Annotated in this window: 27 protein-coding genes; 7 read left to right on the forward strand and 20 right to left on the reverse strand. The window is 58.0% G+C overall.

Annotated features, from left to right (window positions below; genetic code table 11):
* Positions 1–519 precede the first annotated feature (519 nt).
* Positions 520–699 (reverse strand): NepR family anti-sigma factor, encoded by a 180-nt coding sequence (locus tag ACR652_RS25060; protein ID WP_434509266.1) that lies wholly within the window; start codon positions 697–699, stop codon positions 520–522.
* Between the two features lie 242 nt (positions 700–941).
* Entirely contained in the window at positions 942–1,229 is a 288-nt protein-coding gene (locus ACR652_RS25065) for a NepR family anti-sigma factor (protein WP_434509190.1), read from the reverse strand.
* Between the two features lie 108 nt (positions 1,230–1,337).
* Here ACR652_RS25065 and ACR652_RS25070 point away from each other — a divergent pair, with 108 nt between their 5' ends.
* Positions 1,338–1,583: a hypothetical protein gene (locus ACR652_RS25070; protein WP_434509191.1), complete on the forward strand. Its 246-nt coding sequence runs from the start codon at positions 1,338–1,340 to the stop codon at positions 1,581–1,583.
* A gap of 129 nt (positions 1,584–1,712) precedes the next feature.
* On the opposite strand, the gene ACR652_RS25075 is transcribed toward ACR652_RS25070, so the two are convergent.
* Both ACR652_RS25075 and ACR652_RS25080 read right to left on the reverse strand, forming a co-directional pair.
* A complete protein-coding gene (locus tag ACR652_RS25075) occupies positions 1,713–1,925 on the reverse strand; it encodes a NepR family anti-sigma factor (RefSeq protein WP_434509192.1) in 213 nt (70 codons plus the stop codon).
* A 1,074-nt stretch (positions 1,926–2,999) separates the two neighbouring features.
* Positions 3,000–4,004: a DUF4238 domain-containing protein gene (locus ACR652_RS25080; protein ID WP_434509193.1), complete on the reverse strand. Its 1,005-nt coding sequence runs from the start codon at positions 4,002–4,004 to the stop codon at positions 3,000–3,002.
* Positions 4,005–4,396: 392 nt separating this feature from the next.
* On the opposite strand from ACR652_RS25080, the gene ACR652_RS25085 reads away from it, so the two are divergent.
* Entirely contained in the window at positions 4,397–4,789 is a 393-nt protein-coding gene (locus tag ACR652_RS25085) for a hypothetical protein (protein WP_434509194.1), read from the forward strand.
* An 81-nt stretch (positions 4,790–4,870) separates the two neighbouring features.
* Here ACR652_RS25085 and ACR652_RS25090 read toward each other — a convergent pair whose 3' ends face one another.
* The 8 genes from ACR652_RS25090 to ACR652_RS25125 all read right to left on the reverse strand — a co-directional run bounded on the left by ACR652_RS25090 (position 4,871) and on the right by ACR652_RS25125 (position 9,637).
* On the reverse strand, positions 4,871–5,122 hold the full coding sequence (locus ACR652_RS25090) for a general stress protein (protein WP_434509195.1): 252 nt from the start codon (positions 5,120–5,122) through the stop codon (positions 4,871–4,873).
* A 16-nt stretch (positions 5,123–5,138) separates the two neighbouring features.
* Positions 5,139–5,387 (reverse strand): NepR family anti-sigma factor, encoded by a 249-nt coding sequence (locus tag ACR652_RS25095; protein ID WP_434509196.1) that lies wholly within the window; start codon positions 5,385–5,387, stop codon positions 5,139–5,141.
* 262 nt (positions 5,388–5,649) lie between these two features.
* Positions 5,650–5,919: a hypothetical protein gene (locus ACR652_RS25100; RefSeq protein ID WP_434509197.1), complete on the reverse strand. Its 270-nt coding sequence runs from the start codon at positions 5,917–5,919 to the stop codon at positions 5,650–5,652.
* 423 nt (positions 5,920–6,342) lie between these two features.
* The gene (locus ACR652_RS25105; RefSeq protein ID WP_434509198.1) at positions 6,343–7,077 is read right to left on the reverse strand and encodes a hypothetical protein; all 735 of its coding nucleotides are present in this window, start codon (positions 7,075–7,077) and stop codon (positions 6,343–6,345) included.
* A gap of 1 nt (position 7,078) precedes the next feature.
* Positions 7,079–7,594, reverse strand: a complete 516-nt coding sequence (locus ACR652_RS25110) for a hypothetical protein (RefSeq protein ID WP_434509199.1) — start codon at positions 7,592–7,594, stop codon at positions 7,079–7,081.
* A complete protein-coding gene (locus ACR652_RS25115) occupies positions 7,591–8,622 on the reverse strand; it encodes a hypothetical protein (RefSeq protein WP_434509200.1) in 1,032 nt (343 codons plus the stop codon). The genes ACR652_RS25110 and ACR652_RS25115 overlap by 4 nt, the downstream gene beginning before the upstream one ends.
* Positions 8,535–9,119: a hypothetical protein gene (locus ACR652_RS25120; protein WP_434509201.1), complete on the reverse strand. Its 585-nt coding sequence runs from the start codon at positions 9,117–9,119 to the stop codon at positions 8,535–8,537. Before ACR652_RS25120 ends, ACR652_RS25115 begins: the two co-directional genes overlap by 88 nt.
* Positions 9,116–9,637 (reverse strand): hypothetical protein, encoded by a 522-nt coding sequence (locus ACR652_RS25125; protein ID WP_434509202.1) that lies wholly within the window; start codon positions 9,635–9,637, stop codon positions 9,116–9,118. Before ACR652_RS25125 ends, ACR652_RS25120 begins: the two co-directional genes overlap by 4 nt.
* A 448-nt stretch (positions 9,638–10,085) precedes the next feature.
* Here ACR652_RS25125 and ACR652_RS25130 point away from each other — a divergent pair, with 448 nt between their 5' ends.
* The 3 genes from ACR652_RS25130 (at position 10,086) to ACR652_RS25140 (ending at position 12,593) form a co-directional block, all read left to right on the forward strand.
* Complete coding sequence (locus ACR652_RS25130) at positions 10,086–10,427, forward strand: superinfection immunity protein (RefSeq protein ID WP_434509267.1); 342 nt, start codon at positions 10,086–10,088, stop codon at positions 10,425–10,427.
* Positions 10,428–10,651: 224 nt separating this feature from the next.
* Positions 10,652–11,488, forward strand: coding sequence for a hypothetical protein (locus ACR652_RS25135; RefSeq protein ID WP_434509203.1), 837 nt, complete (start codon positions 10,652–10,654; stop codon positions 11,486–11,488).
* Positions 11,489–11,837: 349 nt separating this feature from the next.
* Entirely contained in the window at positions 11,838–12,593 is a 756-nt protein-coding gene (locus ACR652_RS25140; protein WP_434509204.1) for a hypothetical protein, read from the forward strand.
* A 247-nt stretch (positions 12,594–12,840) separates the two neighbouring features.
* On the opposite strand, the gene ACR652_RS25145 is transcribed toward ACR652_RS25140, so the two are convergent.
* The 4 genes from ACR652_RS25145 to ACR652_RS25160 form a co-directional block, all read right to left on the reverse strand.
* Positions 12,841–14,277 carry an AAA family ATPase gene (locus ACR652_RS25145; protein ID WP_434509205.1) on the reverse strand — a complete coding sequence of 479 codons (1,437 nt, stop codon included), beginning with the start codon at positions 14,275–14,277 and terminating at the stop codon, positions 12,841–12,843.
* Positions 14,220–15,488, reverse strand: coding sequence for a bifunctional DNA primase/polymerase (locus tag ACR652_RS25150; RefSeq protein WP_434509206.1), 1,269 nt, complete (start codon positions 15,486–15,488; stop codon positions 14,220–14,222). Before ACR652_RS25150 ends, ACR652_RS25145 begins: the two co-directional genes overlap by 58 nt.
* Positions 15,489–16,026: 538 nt before the next feature.
* On the reverse strand, positions 16,027–16,197 hold the full coding sequence (locus ACR652_RS25155) for a hypothetical protein (RefSeq protein ID WP_434509207.1): 171 nt from the start codon (positions 16,195–16,197) through the stop codon (positions 16,027–16,029).
* Positions 16,198–16,576: 379 nt separating this feature from the next.
* On the reverse strand, positions 16,577–17,956 hold the full coding sequence (locus ACR652_RS25160) for a tyrosine-type recombinase/integrase (protein ID WP_434509208.1): 1,380 nt from the start codon (positions 17,954–17,956) through the stop codon (positions 16,577–16,579).
* Positions 17,957–18,302: 346 nt separating this feature from the next.
* Here ACR652_RS25160 and ACR652_RS25165 point away from each other — a divergent pair, with 346 nt between their 5' ends.
* Positions 18,303–19,061 (forward strand): hypothetical protein, encoded by a 759-nt coding sequence (locus ACR652_RS25165; protein ID WP_434509209.1) that lies wholly within the window; start codon positions 18,303–18,305, stop codon positions 19,059–19,061.
* Positions 19,062–19,399: 338 nt separating this feature from the next.
* A complete protein-coding gene (locus tag ACR652_RS25170; RefSeq protein ID WP_434509210.1) occupies positions 19,400–20,746 on the forward strand; it encodes a C1 family peptidase in 1,347 nt (448 codons plus the stop codon).
* Between the two features lie 41 nt (positions 20,747–20,787).
* Here ACR652_RS25170 and ACR652_RS25175 read toward each other — a convergent pair whose 3' ends face one another.
* The 4 genes from ACR652_RS25175 to ACR652_RS25190 form a co-directional block, all read right to left on the reverse strand.
* Positions 20,788–22,089, reverse strand: coding sequence for a leucine-rich repeat-containing protein kinase family protein (locus ACR652_RS25175; protein WP_434509211.1), 1,302 nt, complete (start codon positions 22,087–22,089; stop codon positions 20,788–20,790).
* Between the two features lie 80 nt (positions 22,090–22,169).
* A complete protein-coding gene (locus ACR652_RS25180; RefSeq protein WP_434509212.1) occupies positions 22,170–22,478 on the reverse strand; it encodes a hypothetical protein in 309 nt (102 codons plus the stop codon).
* 100 nt (positions 22,479–22,578) lie between these two features.
* Complete coding sequence (locus ACR652_RS25185) at positions 22,579–23,301, reverse strand: hypothetical protein (protein WP_434509213.1); 723 nt, start codon at positions 23,299–23,301, stop codon at positions 22,579–22,581.
* 79 nt (positions 23,302–23,380) lie between these two features.
* Positions 23,381–23,635, reverse strand: a complete 255-nt coding sequence (locus tag ACR652_RS25190) for a DUF2905 domain-containing protein (protein ID WP_434509214.1) — start codon at positions 23,633–23,635, stop codon at positions 23,381–23,383.
* Positions 23,636–23,890: the final 255 nt, after the last annotated feature.

Genomic DNA, 23,890 nt, shown 5'->3' on the forward strand with positions numbered 1-23,890 from the left:
CGCTCTTCCGATCTCAACCGCCCCCTCCCCCTTCCGCAAACGTAGGCCCCCTTAGTAAGGCGGCGGTCACGCGAGATGGGCGACAGCCGCCCCAGCATGTGTGGCTGTTTTGCAACTGCCACGCGAACCTCTTCCGCAACACTGTTCACGGGCTCGGCCACGCCTTTCCAAGCTGGCAGGCGCGCGCTACCTTCCTCTTGTTTAAGAGCGCTTTTCAATGGGGCCGTTGGGCGGCTCGCCTTGAAGCTGGGCGGGCCGTCCATTTCCATCTGATGAAAGGGTCTGATTGGCCCCGCTCTAGTCCAGCGACAAAGGACCGCAGGCCATGTCGCAGAAGCCAATGTTCACGTATAGCGCGTCGCTTACCGCCGACGCTCTCGCCGCGCTGTTCGACGCCCTCAGTGGCTGCGAAACTACCCGAGAAGCGATGAATGAGGCGCGCGCAATCCTTGCCGGGTTTGACATGGATAGTGCGGATAAGGGCTCGGAATCAGCAGCAAGGCGACCGTAAAGCCCGTCCTAATCACACTCGCCTCGACGCAGTTCCGTCGCCTCAAGCTCTTCAAGCAGCGCTAGGATGTGATCCGGCAATGGCTGGTTAACCGTGTCGTCATACAGGGAAGAGAGGGCGCTTCCAATAAGGTGCTCCACGAATAGCTCGTAATGCTGGTCGGAGTCTTGTAGCATTCGGGTTGGCATCGCAACCTCATCTCTTTTCGAATGCAACGCGACTTCCAAAACGACACCTAATACGCGCGGCAATCCCCCAACCTGCGAACCACGTGCAAAGGAGTTTGCTTGTTGCGGCGGCGATCGCAAGCACAATCGCCCTCAGAGCTTTCGACCTAAAGGCCAGCGCCTCGGTCGCCGTCGCTGTAAAAAATCTAAACACAAATGCATGAGTCCGGCAAACGTGGCCATTGGTGAATGCTGGGGAAGATTCAACTGCACGGCCGCTGACGAGTCCCCGTAATCAGATCGCCTCCGCAACGCACCGCTAATTCTTTGAGAAGCTCCAAAATCCTCTCGGGCAAGGGCTCATCAACCGTGTCGTGATACGCAAAGCGAAGGGCGCTCGCCGCTTCCTGCTTGATGATCGCCTCATCTTCCGGCGATAGGTTGGTACTGTTCTTTCTCATGGAAGCAGAAACGCGTTCATGATGAGCCGTGAAAGTATAACGAAACCGCTCTCGCGCTTGATCCGAACTGATTTCGTTAAATTTTCGCAACGCGCCTATCTATTCCCCTGTCTCTTTAAAATTTGAGCCTTTGGCTAAATTTCCCGTTCAAAGGTGGCCAGCTATGACTCCCCTGACTGTTTGCGAGGGGATGACCACATGGCCGACGTTCCGAATAATTCGCTTTCTTCCAATCGGCCGGCTGTCATTCCGATCTATGAGGCAATGCTTGAGCGCGCCCTTGGTTTGTTGGAGTCCGGTTCCACCCTCGATGCTGTGGATATGCTGGCCACAGCCACCGAGACAATGCTTGGATTTGATCACCCAGAGGCGATACGCGTCGCTGGCTGGGCGTGGAACATTCTCGAAGACGCGCGCGCTACGAGCAATCACGAGTGGGTCTGAGCCTCTTTTCTCTACTCTCACAACGTTTCGTTAACGAATAGAGCGTCGCATGAGCATTTGCAGCGTCGGGCACATCCTTCCGCCAGTGTCAGCGACTCGCGAAACAGCTTGGCGTTGCACCAAAATTCCTCAGCGCAACTTGTCCCTGTAATCGTCGCCGCGAAGCGCCTCCTGCGCCGCCAGCTTTTCAAGCAGCGCCGCGAAACGATCTGGCAGGGGTTCGGACGCCACGCCGCGATATAGCCAGCGAAGGGCGCTCCCGACTTCGCGCCCAATCAGCGCCAAGTCTTGGGGCGCAAGGTCCCGTGCGCCCAATAGCGCGCTGTCGTGGATCATGGTCATCTTCAAATCCCCGCCCATTTATTAGGGATATTGAATATATATGTTGCGCGCCTGTGAGCGTGAGCGCGTTAAACCGCCGCACTACGCCCCCGATCAGTCTGCCGGGGCGCTCCCCCGGTCCGCTGGCGCAAGGCCCGTTCATGGAGTCACCACCTACCGGCCCCTATCGTTCCGCGAATGTGGACCCCCTTGGTATTGCGGCGGTCTAGCGAGATAGGCGATAGCTTGACAAGCAACGGGGACGGGTTGAGGCGGGAAGGTGGCGCGAGTTTAGAGCCCGCGCGGCGAGCGGGGCAAGGTTGCGCCTTTCGTGGCGGCGGGGCGGGAGTGATTAAAGCAGTGGGAAAAATCGCTGTGGGATTTGCCATCCCCGAGCCCCGTGCTAGAAAAAATAGTCCCCCGCAAGTTGCAGCTCGCGAGGGACTTTGACGATTAGCTATCAATACCTGTCGTGTGCGCTATGGCCATCAGGAGCTGTCCGATGGCCATAGCCACCTGACCTAGTTGCGTCAGTATCTCCCCAAAGACGGAAATGACGTGACCTATTTGCATCCACTACACCTTTCGTCAGATCAACCACGATTGGTCGCTACGCGCGGGCGGCGCCCGCTCGTTCAAAGCAAGCTGCGCGAGTCTCACTTGAGCGTCAAGATATTGTGTCGGATATTAACAGGCAGGCAATATGTGGAGAAACTGGTGGATATTGGGGATAAGACTCTTGGGGGAGGACTATTAGCGCCCTGAGTCGGCTAACCGAACCTCCGAAAATTGCCGAGGAAGCGAAGCCGCCGTAGGGTGAGGTAATCGCTCAGCCACGCACATGTTTCCCTATGCCGCGCCACGCTACACCGGCCCAGCCATGAATCTTGCAAACATGCGGTCGCTGGGGATCAGCGGCGTGGATGCCGCTTGCGCCTGCGGTCGCCGTGAGAGCGTGGATGTGTCTGGGCTCGCCGGATCGGTTGAAGTGCCGTCGCTTCGCCGCCGCCTGCGCTGCATCGCCTGCGGTGCTCGCCCCGAGGATGTGCGGCCGGATTGGTCGCAGTATCGGGCGAGCGGCATGGGGCGAGTTTGTTAAGCGGGCTCTTTGGGCTTCGGCCACCGTCGCGGAACTTCAATCGGCCCCTCTGTTTTTGGACCGAAACCATGTGCCTTTACACGCGGCCGAGAACCCTTAAACTTGTTTGCGAGCTTTTGAATGCGCGAATCATTCAAGTGGCAATAAAGGAACTCCAACGCGGAAAATGCTCTTAATTCATTGAACCGCTCTACGTGCTCACGGCCAATTTCTATAAAAGATGGGAGTCGATCCTGCCATGTCATCAATAGCATAAGTTTGGGACTGAGCGGAAAACTAACCTCAACCTCCTTATGCGCAAATCCGCCGTCGCCATAAACGGGATGAGTTTTTTGATATGGAACATAACGGATCAAAGGGTTATCGCAAGTTATTAAATAACCGTTCGTTACTGATAACAGTGTCCATTGCATATTTGAAATCAATGGAGTGAGTTTATCTACCCCAGCAAGTGCTCTAAGTGTTTCTTCCTTTCGAATCAGCAATGTGTAGGTTGAAGGGTTGATTAGGACTTGGCGCATACGTTCCTTCTCATCCGGGTGAAGTTGCCGACCCTTTTCACGTTCAATTTTGCGCGTAAGTGAATCGAAAGCCTTTTCATGAACGCCCCACGCATAACTCAATGTGTGCAGCATTCTCCCCGTTAAATCGGCAAAATCGCGACGCATGGCAGGCGTCCGAAGATACATCAAAGCTAGGAATTGTGCGAAGTCCGCCCGGTCTTGGCCCGTGGGAACTTGGCCTGTTAAGAGGCGCTCATAGATTGGCGCCGCTGCGGATTCGACTTCTGAAAGGTAAATCTCAATGTCTGTATTATAAGAACCATCCTCATTCTCGGCTGAATAGAAATGTGTTTGTTGTGCCGTGTTTTCGGGAGCAGCCGACCAAGACGCACCGGTATTCTTGTTGAAGGTCCACACTTGGCCTTCCGGCTTCGGACCTAAAAAATGTTGCAGATGTAAGCGAGGAATAAAATGTTGACCTTTGGGAACGTTCGCCAAAATAAACCTCAACTTCTTCAAATGCGGTTAGCATTCGTCCCCTAACACTTCCGCCGTAGAGCGGGACACAGATCGCGTTGAAAATCAATTTGATCAAAATCCTGGTCCTTTGACAATGGCGAAGGCGGAAAAATGGGTAGTGCACCGTGAGTGCCACTTATCGCGCAAGGTGAAGGGCAAAATAACGGGAGGGGGGTGAAACATGACCGGCCAACGCCCGCGCGGAAAGGCGCACCGGATGCGGGATGGCGGCAGGGGCGGTAGTCAAACGACAATCGACGCCTGACCGGCGACTCTCGGCGCTGGCGATGCAATGGCGCTCCCGCAGGCTCATTTCTGGATGGTGAAGATAATTTCATGCTACTGAAGTTCAATGACGGCGAGGTCTGACCATGGCTCTTACCAACCAAATAGTGGGCAACGTCGGCATGTATTTCGTCTGTTATAAGCTCTCCCTTCTCGGCTGGAATGCTATGCCTACCGCACGTAACGCGAAGGGAATCGACGTAATCGCCTATTCACCCGACGGGAAGAACTTCCGCGGCATTCAAGTGAAGGCGCAGACCGGATGTGACAATGTTCCCCTCAAGCGTTCTCTTGATGACTTGATGGGCGACTTGTGGGTGATTGTCACGAACGCCCCCAGCGATGCCCCGGTATGCTACATACTGACCCCGGATGAGGTAAAGGCAGGGGCGAAGTGTTATAACCAAGACCACTGGCTACAAAAGGCGGCATTTCTGCGAGACGAATTCAGGGAGAGGTGGGACCGGCTCACCGTGTAAAAGAGCACCTGATATTCGCGCCCCGAATTGCTGTCGGACAGCCCAAAAGACGCTTGGGGGAGCCAAGGTTCCCAAAGCGATTCACCTCCCCCGCTGACAGCCGCCGCGATGCGCCACCCCCGCCCCTTTGCGGCCCGCACGTGCGGCAAGATCGTGGTCGCGGGAGAATGACCGCGCCGCAGGATCGACCGACTTGCCGCCCTTCTTCCCGGCCTTGCTGGCAAGGCTGGGGCCGCGCGAGAATGCGCGATTCACAGGCGCAACCGACGCCTCGCCCACGCGGGCGATTTCGCGGCGCTTGTCGGGATGGCATCTAATCGCGGAACGGCGCATCAATGCCGACTCCTAATCATCGGTGCAGCGACGCCGCTTCCTTGGCTGCAAGTTGTTCAAGGAGCGCCTTGAAGCCTTCCGGCAGGGGCTCGCGCCCCGCCTGGTCATACAAGATTTGGAGGGCGTGTCCGATTGCGCGCTGGATCAGCGCCGAGTCTTCGGGGGCGAGCGTGGTCGGGCAAGCACCATATGCACTCTCGGCGGCGTTATCGATCCCTTCGGCAAAGGCCAATCGCATCAGCAAGAGCGCGTAGTCAGAAGACAACGGTTCGTTTGCGATCCTGTCGTATGAGAGCCGAAGCGCATGGCTGAGCGCGCGTAGGATCAGAAGCGAATCGCACGACTCAGTGTGTGATTTCTGGCTATCTTGGTATCTGGGGGGCACTTGCCACCTGATTTTTGCGTTTGCCGGAACAACTCATGCATAATTAGATAGTTCCTTGCGAGACCTCTCGCCCCGAGGTCAGAGATAGGCGCTTGCCTGCGCGGCCGAACAACAGGTGATAGTATGCGCCTTAACGAATATGCTAGTCGACCAGTCCGCCGCCTGTCACTGACTGTGCCGAGTCAAAAGACGAGCAAAGCGCAAGGCACATCAGGTCCAGAAGATCATTCGTCACGCGTTTTTCGAATCCCTCTGGTGCCTCATCACAATGACGCCTCCAATGAATCGAACCGTCCGCAAGTTGGGCGGCGATCAATACGCCCGCCTTATTGAAGGCGCCGAGAAATTTCGGGTGACGGGTTCCTTGATCGAACCATAATGCGCCGAATCTGAATTCTTGCATCTTCTGCATTGCGGTTCACTCGTATGGTAGTCGCCCGCGCAAGGAAGTCGAAAACTTGCTCTGGCTTTGCGAGTCGAGCGGGACGGCGACTCAGGGGAAGAGGAAGCAACCCCGTTGTTATCCCGATCGACTCTCTCAGCGCCAAGGGACGTTCGAAACCCGGCGCTGATTCTTGAAACATCCGGGGCCGACAGGCGCGCATCACATTCACTTGTCGACCCCGTTGCGCGCATTCCGCTCCGCGCGCTTCCGACTCCAGCCAAGGACCAACCGGAATCGGAAACCATGCGAGCCCCACGGGGTGGCCCCGCGCAGAGTTCCCCGTAGGGCTCGCTGCGTCGCGTGTCGCCGGATGCAGGACGAACGACTCGCGGCGCAAAACCGCCCTTGGGGCGCGGGGCACGTTCCGCATCCGTAAGAGCGGCGACTGATTCATGATTTCAGTTCCTCGATTTCCAACGTTGCTCCCGCGTCATCTTTCAGCGCCCCGCAATAGCTCGCCACTTGCGCGCCAATGGCATCACGAAGGAACGGGCCTTTTTTCAGTTCATGCGTGCCGATGATGTTTTCCGACGCCGCCAATATGACCGTTTCAGACATTTGGATGCGTCGCGTCGGTCCTGGTCCATAAAGATAGCCGGGGGCGGATGTGACGACTCTTTCTGTCGGCCCCCTCTTGACTTGCTGCATCGCGAGGAAGTTCATCACGTAGTGTTCGATGCGAAGTTCGTTCAGCTTTTCGAGATGCGCCACGGCCATTGCATTGGCTTCCGCCACGATGACTTTCTCGGCGGCAAGCTCGCGGGTCGCGTCGCATTGATAGAGGCGCTGCTTGGCGGCTTCCAGTTGCTCTTGCAGAACAGGAAGCGCTTCATTGACGGAAGCAAGTTCCGCCAGCGCATGATCGCGGGCAACAATCTTGCTCGCGAAGCCTTGCGGACGTTCTGTCAACAAGCTGGTTTCGCCATGCTCGATGGCGTGCGCGACATTGGCGGCGTTGGCGGCGGCAATTTCTTCATCAAGACCGTTGAATTGCTCGCACTTCAATTCAAGGTTTTCCGATAGCTCATACGCGCGTTGCATCATGTCCTCGGCGCGTTCCACGTCATGCTGCGCCACGTGATAGGCTTTGATCGCGGCGGCAAGATTCTTGCGTTCTGGACTCATGTCAGGCGCTCCGCTTCCACTGCCGGTCTGATGCTGCTCTCATGGCGGCGGCGATGCGCTCATTACGCGCAATGCCTTCAGCTCGAATGCTTCTCTCGCGGGCGGCGTCCATCATCTGCTTGTTGCGCAACGCGTCTCCTGTGAGCTTCTGCGTCTTGGTCTCGCCGGCGGCCTTCGTCACTTCATGCGACTGTGCTGCGGCGCGTTCGAAATTGGCCCCGGCGGCCTGTTCGTAAGGATCGAGCGGCATGCGCGCGTTGCCGGTGTAATTGGTCGGGTCGTCGCCCTCTTCGACTCGTTTCGTTGTGGGGCCTGCATGTTGCCACGCCTGAAGTTCTTCCGCTGAAAGCTCGCGGACGTTGGCCTTGGAATTTCCCAACGGCACAATGTCGAAGGAGTCGGGATTGCTTTCATCCATCAGGATTGCAAAGCCAATCTTGCCCGACTTGTTCGCGAGGGCGTCGGCGGAGTCCACCGTCAAGTGACGAATGGCGCGGGAGTCGGAAGTATATGTCATTGCGGATTCCTTTCTTGTGCTTCGTTTTCTTCTTTCTTTAGACGTTCGGCTTCGAGTTTCTTGCGTTCGAGCGCCAACATTTCACGTTCTTCGGCATAAGTGAGTCGAGTCGGGTCCCAACATCTCAGCCATTCGTCGAGATTGAACGTGTCTGTTATGCCGCTTGCTAAAACGAGTGCCCCTAATACGGCATTCGCAACGTCGTCATGCCCGCTTGGGGCGTGATCTATCGAGTCGCGACCGCCACGCGCCACGCGTCTTTCGAGTCCGCAAATCTGGTTAACGAGGCGCTGATTGTCGAGTAATTCGACGCGACCGGAATTCAGCAACGGCAATGCGTCACGATATATTTCGCTCTTGCTCTTTTCAGATGGATTGATCGTCACGCCAAAATTGCGGAACTGTTCAACGGGAAATTCACCCGCATAGCGGTCGCTCGTTGCTTCGTAAACGCAATAATTTTTGATCGTCAGGGCAATCTCTTCGATCACTTCCGATGGAATGAACGGAGGCTTGAATTCACGGACGCAGACGAGTTGCGCGGAACGAACACCGCATTCTTCTTTGCCTGTGGCAATGCCCATTGTGAAACTGTCACTATGTCCGCCGCTCGGATCGACAAAGGCGAAGTATTGCCGCCCCGGAAAGAAAGGGACTTCATAGACGCCGCGCAAGACGGCGTTTTCAACAACGTCACGATCAATATATGAGGCAACGTCATTCCTGAATTCCGCAAGGAATTCGCTCTTTGCCGCTTCGTGATCCTCTTCTATCGCTTCGTCAACCAACGATTGCGGAATGAGAGGATTCATAGTGCGAGTCGGGGCGCGCCAGACAAAGACGCTTGAGCCGTCTTTGCCGAAATGTTTATCGAATGCCGTCCATAGAGGCCCGCTGCGGCTGTAGGGAGAACTGGCGCATATCAGCATGGCGTTGGGAATCATCGCCATCGCGGGGCGCAGGGCGCGCAAAAGTTCGGTAGGCGACAGAGCGCTATCGTCCTGCCCGGCGAAGGCAATTTCGTCCACCAACGCTGCGACAACGGAATATCCTCTCGTTGTGGCGTATGAAGCGGTGGAATTTCAATCGTGACCATGTTATTAAGATCGAAGGACTCGGCGCGCTCATTGTCCACCATTTTGGCGAGCGCCGGGATTTGCAGCAAGCCGCGAATGTAACGCATGATGGTGCGGGCCTGCTTGCGGTCGGCGGCAATGACCATAAGCGTGCCGCGTTCACCGATGTTGAGATAAGGGCGATAGTTGAAGAAACATGCGAGAAAGACGGCGATAACAGCCATGCAAAAGGATTTGCCAGCACGGCGCCCGCAGATCAGGAACGCTTCCTTGAATTGCTTTTTCGGCCACGTCGTGCGCCCCGTGCAATCCTGATAAAGCGCAAGATCGTCCTTCGCCATGGGAATCGCGAACAACGCGCGCAACAAGGTCATCCATGCGCGCCATGATGCATTCTTGAATAGCGGGCCGAATAGGTCGGGATGCTTGCAGGCTTCGACGATGTTCACGGCGTGTCCTCTTCAACGGAGGACTCTTCGGCGCGTGTGTCGCAGCCCTGCTCAACCATCTCGTCAACGCGCGATTGTTCGGCGCGGGCGTCGATCATCTCGGCGTCGTTATGATGGCTGGCGACAATTTCGGCGAGGTTAGGCGTGCAATCGCGGGGACGGCGGCGAATTCCGACTGTCTCCAGAAGGCGGCGCATCCCGTTGGAGATTTGCGCAAAGGCCACAAGGTCAATCTTTCCCTCGCCATTGGCGAGGCGCGTTTCTAACGCTTCAAGTTCAACTTGAAGCGTAGCCGCTCGCTTGATGATCGCCAATTCGGCTTGGCTCAGGTTGTCGAAGCCGCCAAGGTCCGCACAATGGGCGCTGCAAATCTCAGTGAACCGCTTGGCCCACAAGCTCCTGCCATCGGCCATAATCAAACGCGTCCCATTCGCAATTGGCGTGCGAGCGCGCTTATCCTTTCTCCCCGACCAGCGCGGTTCGATCTGCGGTTCTCTGTGTGAACTCTCGAAGGTCATCTTCGGAACTTAATCGCGGGCGTCCATTCAAGACTTCCCAAAGAGGCCCTAATCCGGGCGCTTTCTTACTTTTTGAGGATTCTTGCTCTTACCTTCTAGCCAAATAGTCAGCCGAAAGACCTGAGACAAGGCTGAATCAGCGAGTGTTTTCGGAGAATCCGCACCGGATGTGTTAACAGGTGCTAACCCAAATCCGGGGCTGCTGGGCCGCATTTGACCCCCGGTGAGGGTTGAGCGCTCGGCGCGGCCTGTAGGGTTGGCGTGGGTTATGCTCAACAGGAGAAAAAATAGAGCGTCAATCTATCTGTTTTGCGGTCAAAATATCTCACTTGAGCGTGAGTTTTGCCCGCCCCTTAACTTTTTGAAGCTCGCCCAAACTCCCCTAGACTAAGCGAATAGCTCCCCTAAGCCGGAGTAACCAGTCATGCTGGTAAAGCTCGCGCCTTTAATGACAGTTTTGTTGACTGTCGTTTTCAGCACCGCGGGCCTTGCGCTCGTGAATGCTGCTACTACAAACGCCGATCCTGCAAACGAGGAGACAGTTTGGATCGAAATAGCAATTTTTGTTTTCGTGTATTTTCTCCCAGCGTATGTCGCGTATAAAAGAAACACTTCAAATAAGGACGGAATATTCCTTTTAAATCTTCTGTTTGGCTGGTCAGTCATCGGATGGTTCGTCGCATTGGTCATGGCGTGCGGTAGTGCTGGCCATAAACGTGAAAGGTCTCCTCTGATTAGCGAGCCTCTTTTTCGAGTCTTCGGTCGGGGGCCGACGAGAAAGATGCACTGAACCCCGAAAGTCTCGAAAACCGTGAACGCCCAATCCACGCCGAAGGCGTAATCTCTGGCACGCCATACTGGCGCACGCGCGATGGCCAATATTGTGCAAATATTAAAGACAGAGACGTTATTTTTCCTTCTCTCGCAATGCTCGAAGCCGCATTAGAAGGGGGGACTCTTGAAGGCAACGCGAACGACTCCGCCACGAATTCTTCAAAGCCTTCGGAAGAACCGATGCGCGAAGCACGGCCCACCGAGCCTTCCAGCAACGAGGTGATGGAAGAGATGCTGGGTCGCGCGAGAAAACCGCTTGACGTTATTTTTCCTTCCCTCGCAATGCTTGAAGCCGCCTCAAAAGGGGGAACTCTTGAAGGCAAAGCGAACGACTCCGCCACGAATTCTTCAAAGCCTTCGGAAGAACCGATGCGCGAAGCACGGCTCACCGAGCCTTCCAGCAACGAGGTAATGGAAGAGATGCTGGGTCGCGCGAGAAAACCGCTGTTCACACGGAACTCTCTAATTTTGTTGGCGAACAAAGGACTTGCGTGGGTTTTAATGAGTTTCATCGGTATGTTTCTCACGGCGGGTTTAGACCGCTTTCTCGGAGACGCAATTCCTAGCCTTAGGGAGAATGAGCAAGCCCATCCGGCCTTCGTTCCAGTTCTCGGCCTTCTGGGAATTCCCACGCTCATCGCATATCTAACTTGGCGTGGGAGAAAAATTGCGTTGGTATGGAGAAGGCCGTTGTTGTTCTTTGGGTGGATGGCGATCGTGGTAATGATCGTCGCCGCCGGATCAAAGCTGCGGCCGTCAACTTCATACCCTAATGATGTTTATCTATTCACAATCTTGGGCCTTGTTGCGTCAATCTTTTTGACAACTGCGATGTTCCTAAAAAAGACTGCTAGTCCGGAATCAGCGGAAGTTGGTGAGGCATCTGCAAAGGATTCAGAAAGCGGCCCGATAAAAGGCCCTGTCGGGACGGCCAATGGTGCGGTGGATGATTCCAAAATTGAGCAAAGCGATAGTGGAGCACTCAATCCTACCGTGGGTCAACGAGAGGCCCCGTGAGCGGCCCGAGGCCCCGAGAGGTAGGTGTGTGGTTGGCATCGGCGTTTCGCGTATGGGTGGGAGGTTTCTCGCCCATGGCGGTCGCCACGCTTGCTCGGCGGCGAAGGGGGGCGAGAAAATTATACTGCTTAAGCGCTTCTGTTTGTCGGGGGCGATTGCTCGGCGGCGCGAGGCGGGCAGGATAGCGCGGGAAAAATATCTAACTGTTACGTTTGTGTTTGGGGGGATGAAACGGAGATTTGGCGCGCTGACTTGGTGGTCAAATTCGTTCTACGCCCAAGATGGTTGATATGGGGCGGAATAAAAATTTAAGAAGCGACGGGCGATCGTTACAAGGGGAGGAACCAAAATGATGATGCGCTTCCTCGTCGCCTTGACCATCGCGACGGTTGGTTGGGTTGCACAGGCGCACGCCCATGGCGACGTCGGCTATAACCAGGGGCAGTGCCTGATGAAAATCGGGCCGGACACGATGAGCTTCACCGGCTATCAGCCCCTGAAGTCGCGCGATCAGTTCTGTGACGACATCCCGGACGCCGGTCCCACCATCATCACGCTCGCCGCGCAGCAGGACGAATTGCGCCGAATGAATCTCGAGATGCGCGTTATTCGGGACGTCGGCCAGAAGGACGACCGCGAGAACATGGAGGCGAACACCGAATATTATTCGGCACCGAAGAAGTACAAGACCGGCACGCTCACCTTCGATCATAATTTCGCGAATGAGGGTAAGTATATCGGCATCGTCAAGGCGCTCAGCGACGACGGCAGTAAGGAATATGTCGCCCGATTTCCCTTTACCGTGGGACCTACAGCAAGCGAACAGCTAAATCAGGCGATGGGAGATGCAAAAGAGGCAATCACCCTTTTGCAATCTGCCGGGGAGGCAATCACCCTTTTAGCATCTGCAAAGGTTTGCAGCAGCCCGATTTCAGAAGAGCAGAAGCGTGTCCTGTATGCTAGAATCTTGAAACCCTATAAAACACCTGGGGTGGTTACTTACCTAATAAATCAGCAGGAGAAGGTCCTAGTAGACCTCCCCGCTTCGGACCGGGCGGCTATGTGCGCGGCGATCGGCGACGCTTTGAGATCGAAGTTCCAATGACGCGGTCATTAAGACTAGATGAGTCCAAAGCGATGTTGCAAGATGGCCAAATTTCCTGACACAAAAAGTTGGCCATCTTGACCATCTTCCCGGAATTCCGGGAGAAATTGAGAAGGTGGCCAAGGTGGCCATGGCCATTTTCAAAGATGGCCAATATAAGTTGTTGTTTTTATGGAAGATGGTCAAGATGGCCATCATTTGGTGTCGTAGAGGTTGGCCACCTTCTCCCCTTTTGCGCAGTTGTAGCTCAAAACGGTTCATGCTCAGGTAAAGTCCACATCCACACCTCCGGCGTCGTCTTATTCCTGAACGACTTTATCTTCAATTCGGCTTTCGCGCGCCTGATTGTCTTTTCTGAATGTCCTGCATCCGCAAAGCGCCTTTCCATTTCTTTTGCCGATTTTGGCCCGACTTTCAAAATCTCGCGCAGGAACTCGCACGCTTTCGCGAGCGCCGAATCCGATTTATCTTTCACTTCCTCCGCTTCGGCCATCAGTTCGTGTGCGTCGCCTTCCACTTCTTCCAGCCATTTGATGCGAGAGACTTCGATTGCCGGTTCATGCAGGATCGTCATTTCAATGTCATAGCCAAAGCCTCCGCCGCTTGGCCCCAAATTGCTGGCGACGCGCAGCAACATGCGCGGCGGACCTTCGCTTTCGCTTTCCTTCCTTGTGACTGTCGCAAGCACGATGCGCGCAAGCGCCGTAAACGCCAGACTTCCGGTCACTCGGTCTAAAGGATCGCGGCCAACTGTTCCCTTAGTTAAATGATGAATCCCAAGCACGGCGCAATCGTGCTTCTCGGCAAAATCCACGACGTGCTGCAAACCCTGGCGGGTTTCTGCATTGTTATGCGAGTTCTTGCCGCGCGTGACAGCGGAAACGAACGGGTCGATTATCACTAAATCGACGCCGCCAATTCTTGCGATTGTATCTTCAAGCGCGGCAAGATCGGTTGACGGATCGAATGGCCGCTTTTCGCCGTCGCGTTCGGTCACAGTGGACAGAATAAATATGTTGTTTAGGTCCGCGCCCATAGCAATCAAGCGTGGAATGATCGTATCCGCCGCGCCATCTTCGCCGCTCCAAATCAGCACTTTGCCCATTTCGGCAATTGTGCTGTCCGGCCACTTGCCGCCACACGAAACGGTTGACGCAAGCGAAAGGCCGAGGGTTGTCTTACCGTCGCCTTTCGTTCCGGCGGCGATTTCTATTTTTCCGCGCGCAAGCCAACCTTTCCACAACCATTTGACGGGTTCCGGCTTTATATCCTTGGCGCAAACGATTGCGACTTTGCATAACTTGCGGTCATAGTCGCGAAGTTGCTTTTCAACCGTCTCTCGATCAATACCGCAACCATTGGCGAAGTTGAGAAAATTCTTGAAACGAGAACCGCGAACATGACTCGGTTGCGCGGCGAATTCTTGAAACCTTTTCTGATATTCGTCAGGCGACTTGTTCTGTCCGTTGCCGCCTTTCAAAACCTCTAGCGCCTTATCCACTGCGGCGCGCACTTCATCTTCCGACTTGTGGAACGTCTCCGCGACGAATTTGATTTTTGCCTCGCGATACATTTCGCCCGCTTTAGCGATTGACGCGATTTCCTTGATGTAGTCCGCCCCCTGTGTCATGACCGCCGCTCCAGATATTCTCTTTCTTTTTTGTTGAGCGAGATGCGCGAGCATTCGTCTTCCTCTAGGAACCTCCTGATCGCCAACTCTTTCCGTTGCCATCGGAGCGCGCCGTCGAATATCAGCCGGAATTCATCGCGGCCAATGCCGATACTCGAAGCGGCGTCGCCAATTACTTGGCGCGCGGTCTGTTCGTCCAGATTTTCGAGAGCCACTTCCCAAGCCACTAATTTGCAATAGCGGCGAAGCGTTATGCGGTCCCCAATCGGCGCTGATTCAACAGCAAGCGACGCAGCACACAGAACAGTCTGCGCGTCAGTATTTTCAAAGTCCGCGATGCTCCATGGCTCTGGCGTTTCGTCCCATGGCTTCCAGCCATATTGGCGCGCAACCTTGTAAATACTGTTGGCGGTGCGGGGATTGTTATGGAAGTCGCCAAAGCTCTCCCATTTTCGGATCGTTTCGAGCGGCCCGTTATATTTTTCGCTTTGTTGACTGAATGCGTCGAACAGATCGTATCCATCATCGCTACCGTCCGAAGCATGATAGATCGACATGCCGTTATGAACCCATTCATGGTAATTGTCATATGAATATGATGGCAACGAGAGGACGGCTTCGCACAGTTCGGCGAATTCGAATTCCATGTTATCGGTCGAGAGTCTTTCCTTGCGCTCGACGACAATAGGAGTCGCAACCCACTCCGGCAGGACTGGAAGCGCGGTGAAGCGCGCGCCGTCAGCCCATTGATAATGTCCGCCGCTCTTATGATTGCTCGGCGGCAGAATGATGTAGCCGTTGTGCTTTACATCGACTCCGTCGCCAAGAGCGCCGGGAATTCTCGCCACATAGTCGGGAGCCGCAAACAGAATGTGCTTGCCGCCGCCGCCCGTGTTCGACGTTAATGGCGAGGCAATGTCGCCATGGGCCGATTCCAAGGCGGTGAAAGTCACGTCGCCCCCGTTGCGCGGATCAATGTCAATGACGACGAGTCCGCTGCGTTTGCAATGCAAGCCAATGTTCGCGCTCGGCCATCGGGTCCACCAATAGCGGATGCGGCTCACGTTAGTGGAAGCGTCATTCTGGCCGTATCGCGTAAGCGGATGTTTCGCAGCATTGGCGCAATCAGGCTTGCCACATGAACAACAGCCATCGGCGCGCATGAAATGCAGCGGGAAGACATGGAAGCCAAGCGACGCGTAGAACAGTGCCGCGTCCATTTTGATGGCGCTGTTGAGCGAGGAAAAGTGTTGCGCTTCGCCCATGACTCAGCCTCCCCAGCGTGGGTGGGGATGCCGTGATTGGCGTGCGGCGATGGCCGCAGGGCCTCCCTGCGGCGGCACTGGATGCGGGTTGCGGAAGGTGCGGCTAGTGTCATGGCGCGCGACGGCGCAAACCGTCTCTACGCCCTTGCCGGGCGTTGCGGCGCTTCTATAATCGTAGGTGCGTTCATTTTTATAACCTCGACCGACAGCCCTGCCGCACCCTCGGCGGGGCTGTAGTCGTTCATACGGGGGGCTCATAGCTGTGCCTCGACCTTGGAAAATATCAAAGGCTCAATCGACTTTTGAAAACGCCTGCGGCGCGAGACCAAGTAACGGCTTCCCCCACAATTTGAGGGAGCGATTGCCGCAGGGGTCAGAACGTCGCGGCCTATCACGACTGCTCCTGCGGCGAGCGCCGGTTGCGCTGCGAACGCGACCGTTCGGCCACCATCAAGTTCAATCGACGGGTGTCTCTTCCGGCGCGGTGGGACGATTTGCGATGAATGCTGTCAATTCGCCGTGTTCCAGATAGCGCCGATTAGCGATGTAGCGGATTTTCGGAAATGTCGGGTCGCGCAAGGCCAGCCGTTCGATTGTTCGCAATGGTCACGCAGCCCAACATCGCAGCTGCATCGCGGATTTTGACCAGTCGCTCGCCGCCGACAAGTCCAGTGCGCTTTTGACGCGAAGGCGCGTGTTCGAGGCTCATTCCATTTATCCAATTTGGATGGTTTCGCCGCCGCGCGCCGTGGCGGGCGACTTGCTTATTATAGAAGGGTCACTAACAGCGACCTTTCAACAGCATTATTCTGCTTTTGCTAGAATAATCGCGCACAGGCTTACGCTTGCCCCTGATTTTGGAATAATCACGTTGATGCTAATTTCATTTTGAAAATTGCTAAATCGATTTTTGGCTACGCAACTTCGGTTTTCGCGAAATCTTTTCTTCGTTTGCCTAAGTCTCCCATTTGCTATGCAGACATTTCCCCTCGTTCTGGAATCACGCTCAATTTCTGACAGCAAAAAACCCGCGAACCATACGCAAGCTCGCGAGTCTTGGATGTTAGTTCGTTCGCTTATTCGCTAATTCAGACAGGTTCCGCAATTCCTGAAGCGGATACAATGTCAGTTGAAACGATTGAGTAGATATGTTCGGCCAGAAGACGAAATACCACGCGCTTTTCGTCGAGATATTCCCAACGATCGTAAACGCCTGCCACACCAGATTTGTGGCCCGACACATGATTTACGCAAGCCTCACGGACATGCGGCAACACGCCGAAGCGGGCCAGGTTGGTGACAAAGGTCCGTCTTAGGTCGTGAAACTGCCACTGCGCCAGTGGCTCGCCATTCGGATCGTCGGCGCGCTGCAAGGCGAGAATAATTTTGTCCAGCCGCTCCTTGGCGCGAGAGAATCCGCTTGGCGGCGTCGCGCCGGGACTGAGCGCGAAGTCGGTCCGGCCGTGTCGCCGCTCGAAGCGCGGCAGGGAGCGCAACACGTCCAACGCGGCCCCGCTGATCGGGACGATGTAAGGATGGCGGTTTTTGGTGCGCGAGCCCGGCACGGTCCATTCGAGCGCGTTGCCCGCGTCTATTTCATCCCAAGTCAGCCCCGCGACCTCCTTTCGCCGCGCGCCCGTCAATATCAGTAACTTGACCATTGGCCCAAAAGGAAAGTCCAAGCTGTCGCTTGCCAGCCAGACAAGGCGAAGCTCTGCGTCTGTCAACACGCGGTCGCGAGAACGCCCCTTTTCGTCAGTTGGTTTTTCAATCCCAACGAAGGGATTGGTTTCGATCAACTTGACCTTGCGGCCCGACGCCCAGCGGCACATGACCGAAAGCTGGGCATGGACCCGGTTTGCGCCGATGGGGGCGCGTTCGGCAATCTCATCGAGCAGCTCGTAAAAATCGTCCGGCTCAAGTTCGGACAGTCGCCGCCCCCGCCAAGCTTCGACGACATTCTTATTCAGAAGCCTCGCGGTCTCTTTCCAGTCGCGCGTCTTGACCTTAGCATGTTCTTCGACGAAACGGGACACCACGTCCTCGATTCGATCGTGGACATGCTCAAGGGCAGGGGGCGCGCCGCCATCCATGGGCGTGTCGCCTCCACATGTCGCGGTCCCTTCGATCAGCGCCGGGGTCCGCCTCTTCTGGGCTCGCGCGGTCTGCGCGGCCTTATAAGCTTTCTTGGCGCGAGCCGGGTCCATCCCCTCGGCGATCAGGATTCGCGCCTCTGCCGCCTTCTTTCGGGCATCAGCAAGCGGCAACGGCCCGACCGTGAGCTTCCTTTGTTTTCCTGCAAAGCTATAGAAAAGCACCCATGACTTGACGCCCGAAGGCTTGACTGTGAGCCATAAGCCCTCTGTCTTGGCGTCCTTCACGGCAAACTCTTTGGCTTCCGGCTTTAGCGCGTCAACTTCCTTAACCGTGGCGATTGCGGGCCGCTTCGCCTTCGCTTCCGTTTGCATGGTTCGATGCTCCCGTCTCGCCGACCGACCCGCCTGAAGGTAAGAGGTGAAAGTAAGAATTGGCAGCTGTCTGCGATTGTCGCCGTGTGTCGGGGTCTGTCGCAAAGGTAGGGAGCCAAGCGCATAAATCAAGCAAATCCAGTGGTTGCGTGATGTTCAATTGTCGGGGTGCGTCGCCCTGTGACGCTGCGAAGCAGCGGTTTCCTAAACCGAAGGTCACAGGTTCGAATCCTGTCGGGACCGCCACCTCTCCCCTATCCAGTCGTCCGGGTTCCCTGCGCGGGAGCGACGCGTGGCGCGCCGGTCAGGGTTGTGCTACCAATTGTAACGACCCTGGAGAAGTCCTGTGAACGTCGGTCTGGTCTGCGTCATCTCGTTTCTGTGCATCTATGCCGGCGCGCTCGCCGGCATGTTTCTGGCCAGGCGCCTGCCCGACCATCACCTCGATTCCGACTCCATCGACACTTACAAGGCGGTCCGCAGCGTCGTCGCCGGCCTGACGGCGCTCACCGTGGGGCTGCTGGTGGCCTCGGCCAAGAACTCCTTCGACGTGAAGAGCAACGACATCCGCGCCTCGGCCGCGAAAGTCGTCGCGCTGGATCGCACGCTCGCCAGATATGGGCCAAAGACGGCGGACATCCGCAAGGACTTGCGCGCGGCGGTGGCCTACTCCATCCAGCACGCGCGGACCGTGCACGAGCAGGGCGTGGAGGCCGACAAGGTCGGGATGGGGGTGGGGATCGATCAGATCCAGGGCAAGATCCTCACGCTGCGGCCCGAGAATGACGACCAGACCTGGCTCAAGACCACGGCCTTGACCCTCATCAGCGAGATTGCCGGCCTGCGGCTCGACGTCTACGAGAGTCTGAGCACCAGTCTGCAATGGCCGTTGCTGGCGGTGCTGCTGTTCTGGCTCTCGGGGATCTTCTTCAGTTTCGGACTGACGGCGCCCATGCATGCGACCGTTCTCGTCTCGCTGCTGGTCGCCGCGGCGTCGGTCACGGCGGCGATCTATCTCATTCTCGAGCTGGACATGCCGTTCCGGGGCCTGATCCAGCTCTCCACCGAGCCGCTCGAACTCGCGCTGGCGCAGTTGAAGCGCTGACGCTCCACAACCTTCGGCTGTTCCGGCTGGCGATCCATCCCCCTCCCGGGCGGATGGATCGCCAGTCCCTCGTCTGCCCACCCTGCAGACCGCGCAGCAGGCTCTTGTCGTCCTTTCGCTTGCGCAACAGCACGATACGCTGACGGCCACCCTGCGCCAGTTGTGGAAAATACGTGCCGGCGCGATTGGCTATTCGCTGTGCGCCCGACCGGGCTGCCGCATTTTCATGCAGGATAAAAAGACGATTTCCGGACGCTCTCACGACCGGCGGGCTTGCGGCTTCGCCCCGGCGCTGCATCCTCTCGAAACAGCCAAGGTCAAGACAAGGAGCGCCAGGCATGTCGATAAGGAAGAGCGGCTATCAGTTTGCGTCGCCAAATCCCGAGGCCAAAGTCTACAGTCCGACTCTCGATTTGACGCCGCCGCGCAAGGTCGATCTGCGGCGGCACATGACGCCCGTTGAAGATCAGGGGCCGCTGCAGTCCTGCACCGCCAACGCCATCGCCGGCGCCTATGAATATCTGATCAAGAAGCACACCGGCGCGCATGTCGATCTCAGCCGGCTGTTCATTTACTACAATGCGCGCTGGCGCAACGGCGAGCAGCGCGAGGATTGCGGCAGCGTCATTCAATACGGAATGGAGAGCCTGCAGAGCTTCGGCGCCTGCGACGAGACGGTCTGGCCCTACGAGCCGACCGCCGTGCTCGACAAGCCGAAGAAGCCCATCTATACGGCCGCCGAGAAATTTCGCGTTCTCGACATGCAGAAGGTCAACGTCACTCTCGACCATTGGCGTCAGTGCCTTGCCGAGGGATATCCGATCGTCTTCGGTTGCGCGCTTTTCGAATCCTTCGACGATTGCAACAGCCATCATGGCGTCGTGCCGATGCCGGACCCGAAGGCTGTCGCCCGCGGAGAGCACGGCCGGCACGCGATGCTCTGCGTCGGCTATTCGGATGTCGACAAGGTTTTCATCGTTCGCAACTCCTGGGGCGCGGATTGGGGCGATGGCGGCTATTGTTACATGCCCTACAACTACCTCATGAGTGAGAAGCTCAACGGCGGCGACTGCTGGATGCTGCGCGGCGAGGACCAGTTGCCGGACCCCTCCGAAAGCTGGATCGCCGACGACCGGCCGCTGCTGCGCCACGTCGACCACGCCCGGATCAACTCCTATCTCGCCACGGCCTATGACTGGATCGAGCTGAGCTTCTTCGGCGGCGACGACGATTTTCATTATTCGAGCGATCTGATCGGCGACTATGTCGAATTCTACGAGAGCATCGAAAGCGAATTCACTTACATTGAGGAGAGCGAAAGCTACGTCTCGTTCGAAACCGAGGAAGAGAGCGAGGAGATAGAGGAAGAAGAGAGCGAAGAGGAAACCGAGGAAGAATCCGAGGAAGAAGAGGAAGACGAGGAATCCGAAGAAGAAGAGGACGACGAAGAGGAGGAAGAGGACGAGGAGGACGAGGAGGACGAGGACGAGGACGAGGGTGAAGAGGACGAAGACGACGAGGAGAGCGAGGACGAGGAGGAAGACGACTCCGAAGACGACGACTCGGATGAGGATGACGACGGAGACGATGACGAGTCGGACGACGATGATGACGACGGGGACGATGACGACTCCGGCGACGACGACGATGGGGGCGACGACGACTCCGGCGACGACGACGAGTAAGCGACGCGCGCGTCACGCCGGTGGGCGGGCGCGCGCCGTTTCTAGATGGCGCGCAAGACGTCGGCCATGAGCGGTCGGGCGCGCGTGTCCGGCTGAACGCAGACGCGCGCCAGTTCCCTGAGGCCGGCAAGCTGCGCCGCCTCGGCGCAGCGATCCAGCGCTTCCATCATCAACAGGCCAAATGCGCGGGTCTCGATGCGGCGCCAGTCCGCATTATCATCGCCGGGAGCAAGGGCGGAGGCGGCGCCGAAGTCGCTCAGGATCGCCTCGCCCGCGTCTCCGTCCCAGAGAATATTATGGGCATAGAGATCGCCATGCAGCAGGTCGCGCGCGTGGAGATGCGCGACGGCGCCGGCGATCCCGCGCAGCAGGCGCCGCGCCGCGCCGGCGCCGAGGCGCAGCCGCGGATCGTAAACGTCGCGGCTGCAACTTTCGAGACTGGGCGGCTCGGCGAGCGGACGCCAATGCGCCGGCAGGAGCGGCAGGAGCAGCGCCTCCGCTCCGTCCGGATGGCCGGCGAGGCGGCCGATCGCCGAGGTTAGATTGGGATGCGCGCCGGCGGCGAGGCAGGCGGCCATTTCATGGGCGGGCAGGCCGTCGCTCGTCATGGCGCCCTTGAAGAGTTTCAGCGCCACCGGCTGCGCGTCGACGCCGCCCTCCATGCGCCATTCGGCGCGGTGCACGCGGCCCGAGGCGCCTTCGCCCAGAAGCCCGCCAATCTCCAGTTGCGGCCAGAGCGCGCGCCGCGTCTGCGCGGGCGCAGGCTCCGCCGCGCAAGGGTTCGCGCTCCACGATATCCACGCGAGGCTTGGCAAGGTCCGCAGCCACACAGGCAGGCGTTCCAAACGATTGGCGCTGAGCCGGATGAGTTCGAGCGAGCCGGCCTGCGCCAGCCCATCCGGCAGCGTCGTCAGCCGGTTTCCCGCCAGCATCAGTTTCTGCAAATGCGGGCGCCGCCCGAGCGCGTTAGGCAAATGCGCGATCTCATTGTCGGTGAGCGTGAGCCAGCGCAACGCGGGCGGCAGCGCTTCGCCTGGAACCTCGCGCATGCCGGTCTTGCGGAAACCGATGAGACCGAGCGCCGCGCAATCGCCCAGCGACGGCGGCAGGCGCGTGAAGCGGTTGTTGGAGCAAAAGAGCACGCGCAGCTTGCGCAGCCGCCCCATGTCTTCGGGCAGGGCCGTCAGCGCGCCATTGCCGAGATCGAGGAGTTCGAGCGTCTCCGCGAGGCCAAAAATCTCACGCGGAAATTCGGAGAGGCCGGGCAGGCGCAGTTCGCGCGCGCCGGCGAGATCGCCCCGCCGAAGGGCGTCGAGAGTGGAGAGCGTCGAATCCGGCGGCATCGGCCGCTCTTAGCAGGACGCGCTCTCCCCCGCAAAACGGAGGCGGGGCGACGTCCGCCGCCCCGCCTGTCCACAAAGCCTTACGACTTGTCGCCCGTCCGGAACAAGGCGCCGAACGCGAGCCCCGCCAGCGCGGCTAGCGCCAGCGCGGTGATCGGCTGCGCGCGCACCGCGCTCTCCACCGACGACCGCCATTCGCCGAGCGCTTCCCCGGCGTCTTCGGAGAGCTGCGCGCCCTGCTCGCGCGCCGCCGACAGGGCGCGGTTCGCCTGGTTCACGCCTTCGTCCATCATGCGCTGCGCCTGCTCCGCCGCGGCCGAAGCCTGCTGCGACACGACGCCGCCGATGTCTCTCACGTCACGTTCACGATTGCGTCTGAAGATCTGCATGTCGACACCCTCGGCCCGCGCCGCCCTTTGTTTCGCGTGACCGATCAACGAGAGGCGACGGGGGGTTGTTCCTGAGCGTGGTCGACAAAAGACAACGGGCCTATCGGGCGCCGCCGACGGCCTGGTGGTAGTTTTCAATATTCGTCTGGAAATCGGCGACGCATCTGGCCGGAACCTTGTCGGCGATCGCCGGCCGCTTGTCGTAGCAGCGGCCGAGCCTCTCCGGCCCCGCCGGAAAATCCTTGCACAGCTCGGCGTAGATGGCGTTGCAGGCGCGCGAGAGCGCTTCTTCGTCGGCCTGGGCCGGAGCCGCGTCGGCGAGACTGCGCGCGTCTTCATTGGTCGCGGCGGAGCCGACCAGAGCCGGCGCGTCGCCGCGCAGATCGAACACGAGAAGGGTCGACGCGGCCTTGCCGGTGTCGGGCTTCCGATAGGCGACGCGCACGATGAGCGCCACGGCCTTGCCGGAGGCGTCGATGCGCCACTCTGCTTTCGCCGTCCCCGAGACGTTCGGAAAATCGCCCAGCGTGAAGGCCGCGACCATGGGCGCTTCGAGCGAGAAGAGTTTCTTCGCGCGTTCGAGAACGAGGAAGCTCCGGGGGTCGTCCTCGACAACGTAAACGGCATAGCCGCCAGCGCCCTTGCAGCGGAACACGCCGGCGTCGACGACACGGTTGGGAAGCTTCAGCCGGTTGACCGTCCTGCAATCCTGCAGCGACGTATATTGCGGCTTCGACGCCTGCGCGAGGCCGAGCGTGGGAACGAGACAGGCGCCGACAACCGGCGCAAGCCATTTGCGCAGGATGGTCGAAAAGAACCTCATTGGCGTTTTTCCCTGAACGACGCGCCCGGCGTCGCGCGCCGGGACCCTTGTCCTGCCCGTTGCGCGGAGCTTTACACGGTCAAGCTTGAAAAGACCAACGCCAGGCGCCGGGCGCGACGCGTCGCCGGGTCAGGCGCCAGACCCGCGCGCCCGGCACGACGCTCGGCGCCAGCGAGGTCGCAAGTGGAAAACAAATGCGCACATTGCCGCGCTCGACCATGACATCGCCGGGCAGGCGGCCAATGCGGCGGCCAGGTCCGAGACCTTCGCCGCGCATCCACATCCGTCCGAGCCCGATCAGCGCGAGGCCAGCCAGAATCAGTATTTTGGGCATGAAACCCTGACCTTCCGAAGCGTCGCGGGGTCTCGTCCCCGCGAAGTGACATATTGTCGCGAAAGGCCCGATCGCGAAGGCATTCGCTTGCAAATGGAGTTGCTCGAAGCTACCTCGTCCGCAGGTCTTGAGCACGGAGCGACGCCGCCCCGCGAGCGGGTGCGACGAAATTGCTCAGTCAATAAAGGCGTGCATGGCGCGCCTTTCGCAAGGGTCTGATCGAGACGCAGACTCCCTGGACCGCAAGAACAACAC

It is taken from the genome of Methylocystis sp. (assembly GCF_051061225.1).
In the GTDB taxonomy this organism is placed as follows: Bacteria; Pseudomonadota; Alphaproteobacteria; order Rhizobiales; family Beijerinckiaceae; genus Methylocystis.

Bases quoted from the DNA above. Each gene is read 5' to 3' on its own strand.
- ACR652_RS25155 (WP_434509207.1), bottom strand. From the start codon at position 16,197: ATGAGCCTCGAACACGCGCCTTCGCGTCAAAAGCGCACTGGACTTGTC.
- ACR652_RS25180 (WP_434509212.1), bottom strand. From the start codon at position 22,478: ATGCAGATCTTCAGACGCAATCGTGAACGTGACGTGAGAGACATCGGC.
- ACR652_RS25190 (WP_434509214.1), bottom strand. From the start codon at position 23,635: ATGCCCAAAATACTGATTCTGGCTGGCCTCGCGCTGATCGGGCTCGGA.
- ACR652_RS25085 (WP_434509194.1), top strand. From the start codon at position 4,397: ATGGCTCTTACCAACCAAATAGTGGGCAACGTCGGCATGTATTTCGTC.
- ACR652_RS25125 (WP_434509202.1), bottom strand. From the start codon at position 9,637: ATGACCTTCGAGAGTTCACACAGAGAACCGCAGATCGAACCGCGCTGG.
- ACR652_RS25075 (WP_434509192.1), bottom strand. From the start codon at position 1,925: ATGACCATGATCCACGACAGCGCGCTATTGGGCGCACGGGACCTTGCG.
- ACR652_RS25105 (WP_434509198.1), bottom strand. From the start codon at position 7,077: ATGAGTCCAGAACGCAAGAATCTTGCCGCCGCGATCAAAGCCTATCAC.
- ACR652_RS25145 (WP_434509205.1), bottom strand. From the start codon at position 14,277: ATGCTCGCGCATCTCGCTCAACAAAAAAGAAAGAGAATATCTGGAGCG.
- ACR652_RS25090 (WP_434509195.1), bottom strand. From the start codon at position 5,122: ATGCGCCGTTCCGCGATTAGATGCCATCCCGACAAGCGCCGCGAAATC.
- ACR652_RS25170 (WP_434509210.1), top strand. From the start codon at position 19,400: ATGTCGATAAGGAAGAGCGGCTATCAGTTTGCGTCGCCAAATCCCGAG.
- ACR652_RS25130 (WP_434509267.1), top strand. From the start codon at position 10,086: ATGACAGTTTTGTTGACTGTCGTTTTCAGCACCGCGGGCCTTGCGCTC.
- ACR652_RS25060 (WP_434509266.1), bottom strand. From the start codon at position 699: ATGCCAACCCGAATGCTACAAGACTCCGACCAGCATTACGAGCTATTC.
- ACR652_RS25185 (WP_434509213.1), bottom strand. From the start codon at position 23,301: ATGAGGTTCTTTTCGACCATCCTGCGCAAATGGCTTGCGCCGGTTGTC.
- ACR652_RS25135 (WP_434509203.1), top strand. From the start codon at position 10,652: ATGCGCGAAGCACGGCCCACCGAGCCTTCCAGCAACGAGGTGATGGAA.
- ACR652_RS25070 (WP_434509191.1), top strand. From the start codon at position 1,338: ATGGCCGACGTTCCGAATAATTCGCTTTCTTCCAATCGGCCGGCTGTC.
- ACR652_RS25175 (WP_434509211.1), bottom strand. From the start codon at position 22,089: ATGCCGCCGGATTCGACGCTCTCCACTCTCGACGCCCTTCGGCGGGGC.
- ACR652_RS25150 (WP_434509206.1), bottom strand. From the start codon at position 15,488: ATGGGCGAAGCGCAACACTTTTCCTCGCTCAACAGCGCCATCAAAATG.
- ACR652_RS25160 (WP_434509208.1), bottom strand. From the start codon at position 17,956: ATGCAAACGGAAGCGAAGGCGAAGCGGCCCGCAATCGCCACGGTTAAG.
- ACR652_RS25140 (WP_434509204.1), top strand. From the start codon at position 11,838: ATGATGATGCGCTTCCTCGTCGCCTTGACCATCGCGACGGTTGGTTGG.
- ACR652_RS25110 (WP_434509199.1), bottom strand. From the start codon at position 7,594: ATGACATATACTTCCGACTCCCGCGCCATTCGTCACTTGACGGTGGAC.
- ACR652_RS25100 (WP_434509197.1), bottom strand. From the start codon at position 5,919: ATGCAGAAGATGCAAGAATTCAGATTCGGCGCATTATGGTTCGATCAA.